This is a genomic window from Bifidobacterium favimelis (assembly GCF_037963085.1).
In the GTDB taxonomy this organism is placed as follows: Bacteria; Actinomycetota; Actinomycetes; order Actinomycetales; family Bifidobacteriaceae; genus Bombiscardovia; species Bombiscardovia favimelis.
The window spans coordinates 322002-338584 of sequence record NZ_JBANDZ010000001.1 but is presented as its reverse complement, the minus strand read 5'-3'; the positions used below and the strand labels follow the sequence as shown (position 1 = coordinate 338584).

Below are 16583 nucleotides of genomic sequence, written 5' to 3'. Positions count from 1 at the left end.
GATCAGTCGTCGGCCCGGTAATCCAGCAGATCCAGCCCGGCGGCGACACGATTGGATGCCAGGGCCCCCACCGAGACCAGGAGGTAGCACAGGACGATTCCCACGACCAGCCCGACCAGGGTCTGTGGCCGCGTCAGGAGGGAGCCGACCAGGGGGAGCATGAGGAGCAGGGAGCAGGACCCTGCGACCAGGACGACCACGTTGAGGGGGGTCATCACCTCCGTCAGCCGCGCCCGGTCCATGACCGAGGCGTCCACCCCTTCCAGGGCCAGCATCCGGTACTCATCCTCCTGATCGTAGACATTGCCGGCCTGCATGATCCCACAGGAGACCGCAGCCAGGACGGCGGCGAAGACCAGGGTGAGCAGGCCTCCCGTGCCGATGTCCTGCAGGAGGGTCACGGCAGCCCGCTGGACAGGGCCGTCATCACCGGCGGCAGCGCCGTCATCGTAACCACTGGCGGCCAGGTAGGAGCATACCGAGGTGATGCCTGCCACGAAGACCGCCAGCGCTATGCCTGACACGTTGCGCCAGGCCCGCTTGGGGTTGTCGAGTATTCGCCTCATGGCAATCAGGGTCGCCGGACTGCCTGGGTGACGGGCCCGGGCCTTGGCCCTGACCGAGATGACCCAGGGGCCCAGGAGGTTGAGCAGGGCATAGCAGATGACGATGAAACCGATGACCACCGCCACCGCCACCGCCGTCCCGAAATACCGGATCAGGGGGGTCTTGAAGACCACGATGGCCGTGATGAAGGCCGCCGCCACGACCCCGAACCTCCAGACCCCGGGTTGTCCTGTCCCGACCCTGGCACTCACCCCAAGAGGGGTTATGACCACCCGGTGCAGGGCCGAAACGGAGGCCAGAAGCGCCATCATCGTGACGCCGGCCGCCGTCAGCAGGAGGGCGGGCAGACCCACCCAGAGCTCATGGAAGGCAAAGTGCCTGCCCTGGAACTTCAGCAACATGACGGCCGGCATGAGGATGAAGTAGCCGGCGACCCCGAACAGGGCGCCGCAGAGGGCCTGGAAGGCCGTGTCCAGGGCGGTCAGACGAACCACCTGGGCGTTGGTGGCGCCGACAAGCCGCAGGGCTGAGAGACGGGCATCCCGCCGGGCGGCGCAGAGGCGGGCGGCCGAAGCCGCCAGGGTGGCGAAGGGGACCAGGAGGAGGAGGCAGGCGAAGAGGGCCAGGACCACATACAGGGAGTCAGGTCCCTCCGCGACACCGGAAATGCCGGGCCCGCAAAGACCATCGAAGGCGCAGGAGATGGTATGCCCGGCGGAGGCCCTCCAGATGAAGGCATGGACCCCTCCCAGGACGGTCAGGAATATGGCGGTCGCAGACGCAAAGGCGATCACGGCCAGGACCGCGGTGTGGGTCTTGGAGGCGGAACCGCGCCGATTGAGCATCTGCCACAGGCGGAACATGCTCATCGCAGATCACCCTCCCCGGCCCGCCGGCCCTCCTGCCCGGCCTGTACGCCTGGTGGCATGGCCTGCCAGGTGGGCCTCCTGTCTTGGAATGTCCGGCCGGGAGCGGCATCAGGCCCCAGGGGCATCCCAGTGGCGGGATCGATCAGGGAACCGTCGCGCAGGGTGACGGTCCGGGAGCAGAAGGATGCCACTGAACGGTCATGGGTCACGACCATGACGGCAGCACCGTTGGCCCGGGCGGCCGCCGTCAGTATCCCCATGACCTGGTGGCCTGTCCTCTGGTCGAGCGCCCCTGTGGGTTCATCCGCGAAGACCACACTGGGGCCGATGCACAGGGCCCTGGCGATGGCCACACGCTGCATCTGGCCCCCGCTCATCTGACCGGGACGGCTCCGGGCCAGAGGCACAAGTCCGAACCGGTCCAACCATCCCATGGCCTCCTGGGTGGCCCTCCGGTAGTCCATCCCGGCCAGCATGAGCGGAAGCGCCACATTTTCGACGGCCGGGAGTTCAGGCAGGAGTTGGCCGGACTGGAAGACGAACCCGAAGTCGGTCCGGCGCAATTTGGTCCTCCTGGTGTCACCGAGGGCGGAGAGGTCCTCGCCCCGGTAGGCCACCATCCCCGAAGTGGGTCTGATGATTCCTGCAAGGACGTGCAGGAGGGTGGATTTGCCCGAACCCGAAGGTCCCATGACAGCAACGGATTCCCCCTGGGCCAGTCTGAAGGAGACCCCGTTGAGCGCCGGGGCCGTACCCGCAACCCCGACCGGAGGATCGACGGACCGGCGCGACCTGTAGTCGACGACCACCCGGTCGCACTCCAGTATGGGCGCACCCCCTTCCGGCCTGCCATTCAGGGAGGGGGTCCGCCCACTTCCACCTGTGCTCATGTTCTCGTGTGTCCATGTCATGCATCCGAGCCTATGGGACGGCAGGGGGAGGGGGAATCGGACCCAGGGATGAATTGCCGTCCCCCCTCCGGCACCGGAAGGACCGCCGTGTCAGTGGCGCATCATCCTGATGGATGATATGCGCGGCGAGAGGAGGATCGCCCCGCCGACCACGGCCAGGAGTGCGAACAGGATGGGCACAGCTATCGATGTGCCCGTCGAGGGCAGTGGACCGTCATGGACGGGGTCTTCCCGGTGCCCGGCATCACCGTCCCTCCCGCGCCCTCGGCCGGGGACGGGTTCGGAGGATGAATGGGGACCGGACGCATGCGAACCTCCTGTCTGCGGCTTATCCCCTTGATGGTCGTCACCAGAGCTGGTCCCGCCTCCTGGGTGACTGGGATCGCCACCATCACCAGGCTCACCCCCACCACCAGGATGACCGGGATCGCCACCATCACCAGGCTCACCCCCACCACCAGGATGACCGGGATCGCCACCATCACCAGGCTCACCCCCACCACCAGGATGACCGGGATCACCACCATCACCAGGCTCACCCCCACCACCAGGATGACCGGGATCACCACCATCACCAGGCTCGATGGGTTCGTCACCCGGGTCCGGCGCCCCAGCTTTCAGGACGGTGGCGGACAGGGCCGGGGCCATGTATCCTTCGGCGCCGACCAGTTCGGACAGCCGGTCGCCGGCCGCGCGGGCCGAAGGGGACGCCTGCGGCAGTGCGCCTTCACCGGCGGGAAGGGCCAAGACCCGCCCCTCGGACACCAGCCGGGTGTATTCACCGGCCGGGACCTGGGTCACCCTGGTAGCCTCCTCGTTTGCGTTGATGACGACCACATATGTATGGTCGCCGTCCTCCAACCGGTAGGCGACGACCCCGTGGTCCTGGCGGATGACCGTCATCTGCCGCGCGATCTGCCCGTATGTGGACAGGCGGAGGGCGGGTATCCTCCGGCGCAGGGCGACCAGCCCGCGCATGTAGGCGACCGTGTCTCCCTCCTGCTGACTGCGGTCCCAATCGATGGCGTTGACGGCGTCACCCGACCGGTAGCTGTTGCCGTCACCTCCCTTGGTCCTCAGGAACTCCTGCCCCAGCTGGATGGCAGGCATGCCCTGGGAGAGCATGACGACGGAGTCGGCCAGGCGGGCCCTGGCCCGGATCTCCTGACGATACTCCTCTTCATCCTGCCCCTGCCTTCGGGGCAGGCTCTTGACCAGTTTGTCGTAAAGGGTGAGGTTGTCATGAATCTCGGCATATTGCACCACCTGGCCGGGCGACCCGTACCGGGCCCCTGCACTGCAGGCGGTCCCGCCGGCCTCCTCACCCCCGCCCGAGGAACAGGCCATGAGATTCCTTGCGATCAGACGTTCCCTTCCCTCATGGCCGGGGGCATCGACATCACCGGATATGAATCCGGTCGACCGGTCGTCGAAGACGGACCCTTTGAGGGCATCCCGGATGGAGTCGTTGAAGAAGGCCACTCCGTTGTCGCCCCGCGCCGGCGACAGCTCATGGGCGTTGGCCTGGATGGTCATCCTGGCCTTGTCCATGGTCGTGTTCATGTCCCAGCCCTCTCCCAGGACGATGATGGAGGGGTCTATCTTGTCCAGGGCCGCGCGGACCTCCTTCATGGTCTCCAGGTCCAAGAGGCCCATCAGATCGAAACGGAAGCCGTCCAGATTATAGTTCCCGGCCCAGTATGTGACCGAGTCCACGATGTACTTGCGCATCATGGCCCGCTCCGAGGCGGTGTCGTTGCCGACGCCTGAGTTGTTGACCAGGTTGCCCTCCCGGTCCCGACGGAAGTAGTAGCCGGGGACGGTCCGCTCGAAGGCGTGGGACGACGGGTCCTGGACGTGGTTGTAGACCACGTCCATGATGACCCGGATCCCCTGGTCATGCAGGCCCTTGACCATCTGCTTGACCTCCTTGATGCGGACCTGGGGACGGGTGGGGTCGGAGGAGTAGGATCCCTCCGGCACGTTGTAGTTCACCGGATCATAGCCCCAGTTCTGGGCTCCGGTCGTCCCGTGGGTGTTCTGCGGGTCATAGCTCAGGTCCCCGGTCTCATCCACGCTGCCGTAGTCGTACATGGGCATGATCTGCACGTGGGTGATTCCGAGTCGCTTGACGTAGTCCAGGCCGGAGACGGCACCCTTGTCCGTCTTCGTCCCGGTCTGGACCATGCCCAGGTAACGCCCCCTGCGCTCGGCGGACACACCGGAATCCGGCCTGATGGAGAAGTCGCGTATGTCCGTCTCCGCTATGACGGCATCGGTCGCCGGCCCGAAGGGCTTCATCCTCTTGTCGGAACCTTCGACCTCGGTGTCCCCGTCCTGCAGGGCCACGGAACGCAGTCCGTTGACTGTGGAGGCCCTGGCATAGGGGTCGACGGACTGGTTGACGGTCCCATCGGCGAAGGTCAGCGTGAAGTCGTAGGCGAAGTCGGTCCTGTCAACCGTGGCCGACCATACCCCCCGCTCGGAGGGGGCCATGGCCAGGGGCCTGCCGTCCGCAGGCGCTGTGTTGTCCAGGGCGGCGTAGACGTTGAGCGCCACCTGTACGGCGGTCGGGGCCCAGACCTTGATCACGGTCCTTCCGCCGTGGGTCCTCGCACCCAGGTCGTCCCCCGTGTAGGCGAACCTCCGGTCGAACTCGTCGGAGCGGACGACCGCACCCAGGTGGATGACCGCGCTGCCGAAGCCGGCCACCTTGACCTTGTAAGGCTTGGTGACATCCAGGTCGTCCGCCGTGGTGATCGTGAGCAGGTAACCATCCACCCTGACCGCGGTCACGGCGGGACCGCCGGCACCCTCGTCCGTGAGTCGGACGTCGCCGGCATCGATCCCTTCCGCCGGAGCGTTGAGCCTGACCGAAATGGTCCGGAAGGCGCTCATATCGGCCCTGGTGATGCTCTTCCTGGTGACCAGGAGGGAACCGTTGGTGTAGACGGTCGGATCGCCCTGCACCAGCCATATCTCGGCGGACGCCGTCCCGTCCGCCCTCATGGTCATGGCGGTCTGCGGTATGGACCGGTCCACGTCGGGGTCCGAAGCCTCCCAGGCGTCACCCCCATAGCGGATCTTGAAGGATGGGCGGGAACCGTTGACGTGGTACCTGGCTATCAGTCCGTAACCGTCATGCGCGCTGAAGGGATGGGCGGCCCCGTTGGCGCTGTCGGACCAGCCCCAGACATCCCAGGCCTTGGATCCGTCACCGCTGGCGTAGTCATCGGCCGGACGGTGGTAGTGGATGGTCACGTCCACCGAGCTGGGGGTCTTGGCCTGGCCTGCCGGCGCCTGGGACAGGGTCCGGTCGGGGTGTGAACCATCCACCCAGACCTCGGCGGTCCCGTCGGAGGCGTTCAGGCTGCGGTCACCTCCCACCTTGTTCCATTGGGCGTCGGTGACGATGAAGCTGATCTTGCCGGCATCGTAGGCACCGTCGAGGGTCGTGTCGAAGACCTGGCCCCAACCGTCCTCTCCCGTGAAGGCGTGGTGGGCGCCTGCGATCGCATTTCCGTCCTTGTCGGTCCCCCACATGTATATTCCCCTCTTCATCTCATCGGCCGGTTTGTAATGGACCACCACCCTGGTTCGGGGATGGTAAGGCCTGAGCTCCTCCGGGATGCCGGGTGTGGCCCGGTGCCCGTCCACGGTCGTCCAGTGCCCGCCGGCCGTGTAGTTGCCGCCGCCGGAGGGGTTGTCCCAGTGGCCGAGGCCGTCACTGAAGACGTATTCGAAACGTCCCCCCTTGGGGTCCACGTCGGCCCTCTTCCAGCCGTGGCCGGCATCCTTCATGGCCAGGTCCCGGAAAGTGGCCCACCCGTCGACGGTGTACCTCATCGTGACCGAGGGCCAATCGCCTGATGGCATGTAATAGATCGTCCTGCCCGTATCGGTGGCCGGCCTGGCCCCCTGGTCGAACCGCGACAGGTCGGGGTCGGCAGGGTCGTCCCGGCTTGTGCCGGTCCAACCCTCCCGTGTGGCGCCGGTGTGGACGGCCAGGGCCGAGCGGGCCGGGACCGTGGCCGTCATAAGGCCCGATCCGTCCACGGTGGCCGTGTCGGAGCAGTCACCGCTGGCGTAGACGTTGCAGTAGGTCCCTGCAGGCAGGGAGGTATGGAAGGTCTGACTGGAGGGGGCATCGCCGTTGTTGATGGCAAGGTAGCCGCTCCTCCCACGCGAGAAGCCGAGTACGTTCCTGTCGTAGTTCTTCCAGTCCCGCATGTCGGTGCCTGCCACGGCCCTGTGGAAACCTATCATCCCCCTGATGGCCGTCCAACGTTCAGCACACTGCCAGGTCCCGGACCTCATGGACCCGTCCGCGGGGCACTGCACGTCCGGCACCGAGGTCTCCGTGGCGCCCGGGGCCCCGCTGTCCTTGTCGTCGAAGTAGTAGCCCGAGTAAACATGCGGCTGTCCGTAGCCGTAAGCCAGCATGAAGGCATTGGCGAGGAGGTATCTGGACCCCTTCTTGTAGGTGAGTGCGTTGGACCGCTCCGTATCCCAGTTGGTGACGAATACCGCGGCCTTGTCGGACGGGACCCATCCGGCCCCTCCCACCTTGGACAGGCCCCTGGCCTCATCGGTGATGTCTCCCGAAAAGGCCACGGACAGGTGGTTGGTGAAGTTGAATTCCGACACCTTCCCGTTGTCCAGGTAGTTGGCCGGCTGGGTCTGCGCCGCCTCGGAGGCCCCGCCGATCACCTCCTGTTCGAAGAAGATCTCATCGGCCGGGCGGCCGCTCTTCTGTGCCAGTCTGGCCTTGATGGCCTTCACGTCCTGGGTGGCCACATGTTTGACGGCATCCACCCGGAACCCCTCCACGCCCAGATTCAGCAGGTGGTTGAGATAATCGGCCAGTTTCTCCTGCACGTAGGGCTTGGATGTGTCCAGGTCCTGCAATCCGGTCAGACGGCAGTTCTGGACATTGTCGGCGTTGGTGTAGTCGTCCACGTTGGTCTTGCAGGCATGGAAGTCCCCCTCCTCGTAGGGGACGGCGGGAAAGGAACCATCCCCGTCGTACTCGCTGCCTGCCGTCCCCCTCCGGGTGCCTCCGCCCGTGAAGGTGCCCGCCATGTGGTTGATGACGGCATCTGCGATCACACCGACACCTGCGGCCCTGCAGGTGGCGATCATCGTCTTGAATTCCTCCTCGCTGCCCAGTTTGGAATCCAGCCGGTAGCTTGCGGGCTGGTAGGAGGTCCACCACTGGCTGCCGACGACGCTCTCCTGGGGAGGGGACACCTGGACATGACCGACCCCTTCGGGCCCGTATACCTGGGTGCACTGCCTGGCCACGGACCGCCAGTTCTGCTGGAAGGCGATGACGATGACGTCATCACCCCCAATGGCACTCGCGGAATCCACCGGCTGTGCAATCGTTTGCGAATTCCCGGTCCCACTGGTCGGGACGGCCTGGGAAGGCAGGGCCAGGGCGGTCACAGCCATGGCAGTCGTAATACCTATGGCAGCTAGTTTTCTGATTGTCGATATTCTTCTTTGAATAATCATCACCCAATCCTTGTGCTTGATTACCTGAGGTCTGCATACGTTTGCATCTTTATGCAGATTAATGGTAACCCACAACCGTCAGATGGCAAAATCCACCATATGGCGGCGCGGAGGGCGGCGCGGGGCCCTGCAGGACAGGCGGGGCTACCCCTGGCGGTGCTCCTGGGCCAGGGTTTCCACCCTTTTGCGGAAGCCGGGCCAATCGGCCTTGAAAGCCGCCAGGAGCCGGCGGTCGGGAACCTGGTCGATGGGGACCCACTCCACGCTCAGACTCTCATCGTCATTGGCCTTCAGATCCACCTGCCGGCCTGGCCGCTCGAAGGCGAAGACCGTTGTGTAAGCCCAGGGTCCATGGTCCTCGCGGAAGGTGCCGACCACCTCGATGTCCTCCGGGTCGATGCCGGCCTCCTCGTGACTTTCGCGCAGGGCCCCCTCCACGGGGTTCTCCCCGTCGGCGATGGCCCCTCCGGGGACACCCCAGGTGCCTCCCTGAGCACTCCAGACGGCCCGGTGCTGCATGGCCACCGCCGTCGGTTCGCCCGTCTCCCCGTCCCGGCGGACCAGGAGGACGCCGGAGGCGCCGTTGAGACCCCAATGCCTGTGACCGCAGGCGCAATCCACCCATCCGTCGCCCGGTTGGCGGACATTCCCCTCGGGCGGGGTGGAGGCCGCCGCCTTATCGTGGTCCGTCAGCCGGGCTCCCTGCCCACCCCGGCGGATGTTCCACAGATCCTCCCAGGCAATGCCCAGATCGGCGGCCAGACGCCTGACCAGGGGAAGGCTGATTCCCAGGACCCCGTGCGGGTCCCCCTCGACCCCCTCGATGAAGGCGGCCCCATAACCCTCCAGGGTGAAAGACCCCGCCACTTCCAGGGGCTCCCCGGTCGCCACATAGGCCTCGGCCTCGGCATCCGTGTAGTCGGCGAATCTGACGGTGGCGCAGCTGGCCCCCTCCCTCATGTCTCCGGTGGCGAAATCGATCAGGCAGTGCCCGGTCCACAGCTGACCTTGTCTTCCCCTGAAGGCCTCGATCCGGCTGAGGGCCACCTGGGGGTCGTGAGGCTTGCCGTAGATCTCCCCGTCGAAGAGAAACATGGAATCACAGCCGATGATCAGGGGGCCCACCCCAGAAGACCCAAGGGAGCCCTCGCCAGCCAGGAGCGTCGGCAGGTCCTCGGCGGTGAGGGCATCCTCCTGGTCCCCCAACCCGCCTGTGGTTCCGCCTGCCCCTCCGGACTTCCGGGCGGGGCCGGGAAGGAGGGGGCGGGATACCAGGGCCTGGCCCGTGGCCTCGCGCGAGACCTCGGCGACCTCCCTGTAGGCCCGGTTGACGGCCTGGGCCTTGGCCCTGGCCAGGAGACCGACCTGACGCCCTATCGGCAGGCCGGCCCCCTCACTCCGCCGGGCCGCCTCCAACAGGCCGGACTCGTCCACGGAGGAGACCCGGATGGTGGGCATGATGCCCGCATCGTAGAGGACCCGCCGCCTGGATGGGGACCCGGAGGCCAAAATAACTGGGATGGTCATGAATCACACCGCTTTCCTCTTGTTTCCCTGCACACTACCACCGGCAGGCAGGCCGGCATCAGCTGGTCTCAGCCTCTGGTGACCTCCACGCCGCCTGTCCTGATGGGCAGGTCAAGGAGGTCCCAATGCCCGCCTGCCAGTTCCGGGCCGGCCAGGTGGGCGATTTCCTCCCTGCGGCCACGGTGGAGGACGATGACCGAGGGCCCTGCGCCGGAAATGGCCGCAGCCAGCCCCTGCCCCCTCAACCTTTCGACCAGGGTCCAGGAAGCCGGCATGAGGGACCGGCGGAAGGGCTGGTGCACCCGGTCCTGGGTGGCCGTGTAGAGGAGGCCCTCGCGCCGGTCGCCGGACCCGGTGGCCCCCACTTCCGTTGCGGAGGGACCCAGGGCAGCCGGAAGAAGACCCACCCGGGCCATGTTGAAGACCGCATCGGACATGGACAGCCCGTCAGGCAGGATCTGCCTGGCCTGGGAGGTGGGGACCCGGAAGTCCGGCACCAGGATGGCGGCCTCCACCCCCTCATCCACGGGGTATCCGACGGTACCGTAGCCGCCGGGGCCCTCCCTGTCCGCTCCGGCCAGGGGCCAGGAGATGGTCAGACCCCCGTAGACGGCCGGGGCCACGTTGTCCGGATGCCCCTCATAGGAGGCGGCGAGCTCGAAGACCCGGTGGCGGTCGATCCTTCCGCTATGGCAGAAGGCATCAGCAGCGGCGACTGCCCCAACAAGGGCGGAGGCGGAAGACCCCATCCCCCTGGCCTGGGGGATCCGGTTGTCTGCTTCAAGGAACAGGTCGTCCACCTCCAGGCCGAAGGCGGCGCAGGCGCGGCGGAAGGTCGAGGCGACCAGGTTCCTGCCATCCACGGGCAGGCGACCCTGGCCCTCCCCCTTGACGGTCACCAGGGTCCGGGCCTCCCGGCCAGCCCTCTCAGCCAGGTCCACTCTCTCAGCCCGGTCCACCCGGTCAGCCCGGTCCACCCCGGACCCGTCTGGATCCACCTGCGGGAGGGTGAAGGTCAGATGGTCGCAGAAGTCAAGGGCCAGGCCGGCACAATCGAAACCCGACCCCAGGTTGGCGCTGGTGGCCGGCACATCGACCGTGACCTGGCGGCAGACCGGCCGGCACCCGTCTGCGGCCCCATGCAGGCGATCGGTCATCGTTCATCCACCATCCCGAGAATCAGCGGCCTTCCTGCGGACCGGTCACAACGCCCCAGGTCGGCGGCCACCGTGGCCAGGTATGATTCCCGGCAGGGTCCGATCAGGGTGTGAACCTGGCTGATGCCACCGGGACACATCAGGTAGTCGGCCTTGTGGAGGGTGATTCCAGCCTCTTCCAGCCTCTCATCCATCCGGACGCGGAATCCCTGGCAGTCGTCGGTGAGGAAACGGACGCAGAAGAATCCGCCGTCCGGGTCGGGATGGCAGATGGGGACCGTCTTGCCCAGATGGATGGAGGTCCCCCGGCCCGAGGCGATGATATTGCGCGCCTCTGTCACTATGTCGCCCATGACGGCGGATGCGGTGGGCGTCCCGCCGGCACCCTGCCCGTAGAGGACGATTTCACCTGCCGCCTCGGCCTGTATGGCGACCGCGTTGAAGCCCCCATGCACCGAGGCGAAGGGGTGGTCCCTGGGAAGGAGGACGGGGCGGACACGGGCCGCAACCCCCTTCTCCCCCTGGCTGACGGTGGCCAGAAGCTTGACCACCCTGCCCTGGGCGGCGGCCCAGAGCATGTCCCCGGCAGTGATCCTGCGTATTCCCTGCACGGCCACGTCGTCGGAGGTCACACGGGTATGGAAGGCCAGAGTGGCCATGATGGCCGCCTTGCTGGCAGCGTCCCTGCCTTCTATGTCGGCCGTGGGGTCGGCCTCCGCGTACCCTTCCTCGCGGGCCTGGTCCAGTGCCTCGTCGAAGTCCAGCCCCTGTGTGGCCATCTGGTCGAGTATGAAGTTGGTGGTCCCGTTGACAATGCCGGACAGGGAGAGGATCCTGTCGCCGGCCAGGGATTCGGACAGGACCCGGACGACGGGCATGGCCCCGCCCACTGCCGCCTCGAAACGGATGTCGACCCCGCAGGTTGCCGCCTTCCGGTAGAGTTCCGGCCCGCTGGCCGCCAGAAGGGCCTTGTTCGCGGTGACCACGGAGGCACCGGACTCCATGGCCGTCAGCAGCATGGTCCGGGCCGGTTCCATGCCACCCATGAGCTCGACCACGATGTCGGCCCTGTGGCAGAGACCGGACAGGTCCGTGGTAAGCAGGGACCTGTCAATCCAGGGCGCCTCGACGGCACCGGGGTGGCGGCAGGCCACACCAGCCAATTCCAATCGCCTGCCCAGGTCCTGGGCCAATTCCCCGGATCGCTCGACCAGGAGGCGGGCCACCTGCGAACCAACGGTTCCCGCCCCGAGGAGGGCCACGCGGATGGGATCCCTCCCGGATGGACCTGTCTGCTGCGCCGACGCATTTCCTTCTGTCACTTCAGGCCTCCCTCCCTCAATGGACTTATTGCTGTATCGTACACGAGCTTCCTGGTCCCGCCCCCTCAAAGGGCTCCAGGTCAAGGGCCACGACCGGCATGGGCAGGCCCAGCCGGGCGTTGGTCCGGTACATGGCTGGGGCCAGCCGGGAGAGGCATCCCTCCCGGAACGACATGACGGCATCAGAACCCGCCCGGATGGAAACGGATGCGGGCAGGGCGACCATGGGCAGAAGAAAACCGTCGGTGGCCCAGAAGGTCCTGCGCAGGAGCATGAGACCCTGGGCCGGGCCGATCCGGCCGGGACCGGCACAGACATGCTGCCGGCATCCGTCCGCCTCCTGCAGTCCCACCAGTTCCAGGTCGGCCTGCCGCCTGAGGATCTCCTTGAGGGCCGCGATCGCGGCCCCCTCCGCCAGCCTGTCGCTCATGTCCTGATCGCTGCCGGACAGTCCCGAGAATTCCCTGCCGTCGACGGCCAGCACCACCCTGGCCCGTCGGCCGGCCTGGTGGGCCGTGAAGGCCAGTGCGGGGATCTCCTCATCCGTCTCGACGACCACCCGCCCGCAACCCCCGGCCACGGCGGAGGCGAGCGTGCCGCCGTCACAGGCGGCGGCCGGCAGGACCAACCGTCGGGCAGGGATGGAGGAAGTGACGGAGGGGAGGATGTAAGAATCGGCGATGATGTCCGATCCGCCCTCCAAGAGGGCGAGGAGGTCCTCTTCGTCACAGGCGGGACCAGGATGCCAGGCGATCCTGGTGGTGGCCGTCGGGAAGGCGGATGAGACGGCGGCGCGCAGGCTTCTCACGAAAGCGGTGAGTTCGGCAGGTCGACCGGCCACGCCGGGGTCCGCCACCTGAAGTCCGGGCACCGGGCCCTCCTCCCGGTTCACATGCGGTCTGGTGCTTGAACGCCCAGAAGGTCCAGGCCGTTGGCGAGGACCTGCTGGACCGCGTCATTGAGCTTGAGCCTGGCGGCGGCCCGTGACGGACCGGGGTTCTTGTCCTCCCCCGCTCCCGGGGCCTGCCCCCCCTCCGGGTTCAGGGGGACGACGCGCTCCTGGTTGTACCAGCGGTGGTACACACCGGCCAGCTGCTCCAGGTAGTGGGCCACCCGGTGGGGGGCCTTCTGGTCCCCGGCCGTCTCCACCACACCCGGGTAGAGGGCCAGGGTCCCCACCACCTCGTTGTCGGCCTGGGTGTCGAGCAGGGCGAGGTCTGCCAGGGCCTTGTCGATTCCGGCCTCCGCCGCGTTCCGGTCCACGTTGCGCGATCTGGCATAGGCGTACTGGACGTAGTAGACCGGGTTTTCATTGGTATGGGAGGCCAGAAGGTCCAGGTCGATGTCGACTGACTGGTTGTAGTCGGTGCGGGCCAGGGAGTATCGGGCCGCATCCACCCCTATTGCTTCGACCAGGTCGTCGATGGTGACCACGTTGCCGGCCCTCTTGCTCATCCTCACGGCCTTGCCGTCTTTGAGGACGTTGACCATCTGACCGATGAGGATCTGCATGTTGACGCCCGGCTTGTCGCCGAAGGCGGCGCAGATGGCCATCATCCGGCCTATGTAGCCGTGGTGGTCGGCCCCCAGCATGTAGATGGCCTCGTCGCAGGGGTCCTTGGCCCGGCGGCGCTTGTTCAGATAGTAAGCGATGTCGCCGGCCACGTAGGCGGCCTCCCCGTTGGACTTGATGACAACGCGGTCCTTGTCGTCCCCGTACTTGGTCGACTGGAACCAGGTGGCCCCGTCCTTTTCGAAGATGTCACCCTTGGCCCGCAGCTCATCGATGGCCCTGGCCACCTGACCGGACTCATAGAGGCTGTTCTCGTGGAACCAGACGTCGAAGTCGACGCGGAAGTCCTTCATGGACTTCTGGATTTCCGCGAACATCATGGGGACGGCCCGTCTGCGGAAGGCCTCCCTCTGCTCGCTGTCCCCCTCGGCCCCGTCCTCGTCGACCACCCGTGGCAGGGAGAGGATGTCGATCCCCTCACCCCTTGCCTGGGCGATGACGGCCTGGGCGATTTCGTCTATGTAGGCCCCCTTGTACCCGTCTGCCGGCACGGGCTCCCCATGTGCCGCCGCCACCAGGGAGCGGGCGAACCGGTCGATCTGGGCGCCGTGGTCGTTGAAGTAGTACTCACGCACCACCTTGGCCCCATTGGCGGTCAGGATGCGGGCCATGGAGTCGCCGACGGCCGCCCACCTGGTCCCCCCGATGTGTATGGGGCCGGTGGGGTTGGCCGAGACGAACTCCAGATTGAGGGTCCTGCCCTCAAGGTGCCCGTTGGAGCCGAAATCTCCCCCCCTGTCCAGGACGGTGTCGACGACCGCGGCAGCCGAGGCCGAATCCAGTGTGATGTTGATGAAGCCGGGGCCGGCCACATCCACCCTGCCGATCCCGTCGGCCTGGGCCAGGGCATCGGCCAGGGACTGACCCAGCTGGCGGGGGTTCATGCCCGCTTTTTTGGCCAGCTGCATGGCAAGGTTGGAGGACCAGTCCCCATGCGCCCTGTCCTTGGGCCTCATGACGGCCAGATTCTCGACGGGGGGCACGGCATCGGCATCCAGGGAGCCCAGACGGCCGGCTTCGGCCAGCTCACGGGTCGTGGAGTATATCAATTCGGCAAGTGCTTGAGGACTCATGGACCCAAGTCTAGCGGAGCAGGAGACGAAAGGGCGGGCGGGCCCTGGAATCGGCCCGCCCGCCCTCAGCTCAGGCTCGCTTCATCCGACTACCTTCATCTGGCCCCTTCCGGACCGCCCTGCCGGGTCTCCTGGCCGATCCAGAATGCCAGGGACTTCAGAGCCCCGGCCTGGTAGGTCTTGACGAATTCCTCCACCTCGGCCGGATCCTTGGTGGTCTCCGGGAACTTCATGTAGCGGACATCCAGGGGGGAGGCACCGGTCATCTTCACATCGATGACCGAGGCACGGTCGGCCTGCTTGGCCTGGGCGAAGGCCTGCCGGGCCTCCTCCACGGTCCTGACGGTGAAGCCCACGGCCCCGAAGCCCTCGGCCACCTTGGCCCAGTCCGTATCGGGCAGGTCCACCCCGGACAGGGGCTGGTGGCTGTCATCCCGCTGTTCGGCCTCGATGAAGCCGAGGGAGTGGTTGGAGAAGACCACGTTGATCACCGGTGCATGGTACTTGAGCTGGGCCAGCACCTCCTCGCAGAGCATGGCGAAACCTCCGTCCCCGTTCAGCGAGTAGACCGTGGAATCGGGGAACTCCAGTTTTGCCGCCAGGGCCGCCGGGACCGCGAAGCCCATGGTGGCATGCTTTCCGGAGACCGCCCACCTGTTGGTGGGCTTGAGCTTGGCCAGGCGCAGGAAGTCGATGTCCACATTGCCCACGTCCGGCAGGAGGATGTCCTCGTCATCCAGCTGCTCGTTGATGATGTGGTAGATGGGCTCGGGCCGCAGGGGGGTGGAATCGTCCTCGTTGAAGGAGGCCACCCAGTCATCCCAGTTCCTCTTGCTCCGCAGGCAGGCCCGGTAGAAGACGGACTCCTCCCGCCGGTCACCGGCCTCGATGATGGCCCTCAGGGTCAGCTTGGCATCGGCCTGGATGGCCAGGGTGACGTTCGGCTGGAAGCGCTTGCCCAGTTTGGCCCCGTCGGTGTCGATCTGGATGACCTTGGTATGAGGGGCCACGAACATGGAGCCGAATGGGTTGTCAGACCCCACCCAGATGGTCAGATCGGCCGTGTAAATGGCTTCGTTGGCCGTCTTGGTGGCCACCCTGCCGGCGGATTGCAGGTAGGCGGGATAGTCGTCCTCCACGATTCCCTTGGCAGGGAAGGTCGAAACCAGGGGCATCTTGAACTTCTCGGACATTTCGATCAGTTCCTCGCGCGCCTCGCGCGCCCCCAATCCGAAGTAGAGGAGGGGGGCCTTGGCCTCCCCGATCAGCTTCGCAGCCTCTTCGATCAGGTCCTGGTGGGGGGCCTGGGGCAGGGGCCGGCGGAAGTTGGCCGCCGTCGCCACGGGCCTATCGTCTATCTGGGCCCAGGCCAGGTCCTTGGGGATGATGATGACGGAGACCCCGTGGAACTTGTATGCGCGACGTACGGCCTCGTCCACCAGGGCCGGCAGGCCCTGGGCATTGGTGGCCGTGCGGCAGAAGACGGCCACGTCGGTGAAGATGGGCTCCTCGTCCATGGCCTGGAAGAAGTCGATGTTCATCTGCTGCTGGGGGACCTCCCCCACCAGGGCCAGCACGGGGACACCATCCTCGCGGGCATCGTAGAGGCCGTTGAGGAGGTGGACGGCACCAGGGCCCGAGGATCCGAAGCAGACGCCGATCCTGCCGGTCAACTTGGCCTCGGCAGCGGCCGCCAGGGCACCTGCCTCCTCATGGCGGACCTGTATGAAGTCGATGCGCTCGCGCTCATCGTGGATGGCGTTCATCATGGAGTCGAAGGACCCCCCGGGCAGCCCGTATATACGGGGCACACCCCACTGCTCCAGGACCCTGAGCACCGCATCGCCCGCATTGATGTCTGACATAGCCATTCCTCCTTTGGAATGTTGATTCTCAACCCTTCGATTATGGCCGCACAGCCCTTCGCCAACCTGCCGCACCGCTTGCTATCACTATGTCACATCCACCTGGGGGTTTCCCGCTTCTTCGTGGGCGTAAACCCGTGACCACCGCCACCCGGCCAGTTGACCCGAACCCGGTTTTCGGCGGATTGCCGGGGCAACCGGG

Annotated in this window: 9 protein-coding genes; all 9 read right to left on the bottom strand. The window is 66.5% G+C overall.

From position 1 onward, the window contains the following. Positions 1-2: 2 nt before the first annotated feature. The 9 genes from V6584_RS01260 to spxB all read right to left on the bottom strand — a co-directional run bounded on the left by V6584_RS01260 (position 3) and on the right by spxB (position 16381). Positions 3-1436 (bottom strand): FtsX-like permease family protein, encoded by a 1434-nt coding sequence (locus V6584_RS01260; protein WP_340468638.1) that lies wholly within the window; start codon positions 1434-1436, stop codon positions 3-5. Further along, positions 1433-2326: an ABC transporter ATP-binding protein gene (locus tag V6584_RS01255; protein ID WP_340469686.1), complete on the bottom strand. Its 894-nt coding sequence runs from the start codon at positions 2324-2326 to the stop codon at positions 1433-1435. Before V6584_RS01255 ends, V6584_RS01260 begins: the two co-directional genes overlap by 4 nt. 111 nt (positions 2327-2437) lie before the next feature. Further along, a complete protein-coding gene (gene pulA, locus V6584_RS01250; RefSeq protein ID WP_340468637.1) occupies positions 2438-7864 on the bottom strand; it encodes a type I pullulanase in 5427 nt (1808 codons plus the stop codon). Positions 7865-8008: 144 nt separating this feature from the next. Next, on the bottom strand, positions 8009-9391 hold the full coding sequence (locus tag V6584_RS01245; RefSeq protein WP_340468636.1) for a Maf family protein: 1383 nt from the start codon (positions 9389-9391) through the stop codon (positions 8009-8011). Between the two features lie 68 nt (positions 9392-9459). Next, positions 9460-10548, bottom strand: a complete 1089-nt coding sequence (gene thrB / locus V6584_RS01240; protein WP_340468635.1) for a homoserine kinase — start codon at positions 10546-10548, stop codon at positions 9460-9462. Then, positions 10545-11870 carry a homoserine dehydrogenase gene (locus V6584_RS01235; protein ID WP_340468634.1) on the bottom strand — a complete coding sequence of 442 codons (1326 nt, stop codon included), beginning with the start codon at positions 11868-11870 and terminating at the stop codon, positions 10545-10547. The genes thrB and V6584_RS01235 overlap by 4 nt, the downstream gene beginning before the upstream one ends. Before the next feature lie 25 nt (positions 11871-11895). Further along, positions 11896-12741, bottom strand: a complete 846-nt coding sequence (locus V6584_RS01230) for a hypothetical protein (RefSeq protein WP_340468633.1) — start codon at positions 12739-12741, stop codon at positions 11896-11898. A gap of 17 nt (positions 12742-12758) precedes the next feature. Continuing rightward, positions 12759-14516: an arginine--tRNA ligase gene (gene argS, locus V6584_RS01225; protein ID WP_340468632.1), complete on the bottom strand. Its 1758-nt coding sequence runs from the start codon at positions 14514-14516 to the stop codon at positions 12759-12761. Positions 14517-14611: 95 nt separating this feature from the next. After that, positions 14612-16381, bottom strand: a complete 1770-nt coding sequence (gene spxB, locus V6584_RS01220; RefSeq protein WP_340468631.1) for a pyruvate oxidase — start codon at positions 16379-16381, stop codon at positions 14612-14614. Positions 16382-16583 lie beyond the last annotated feature (202 nt).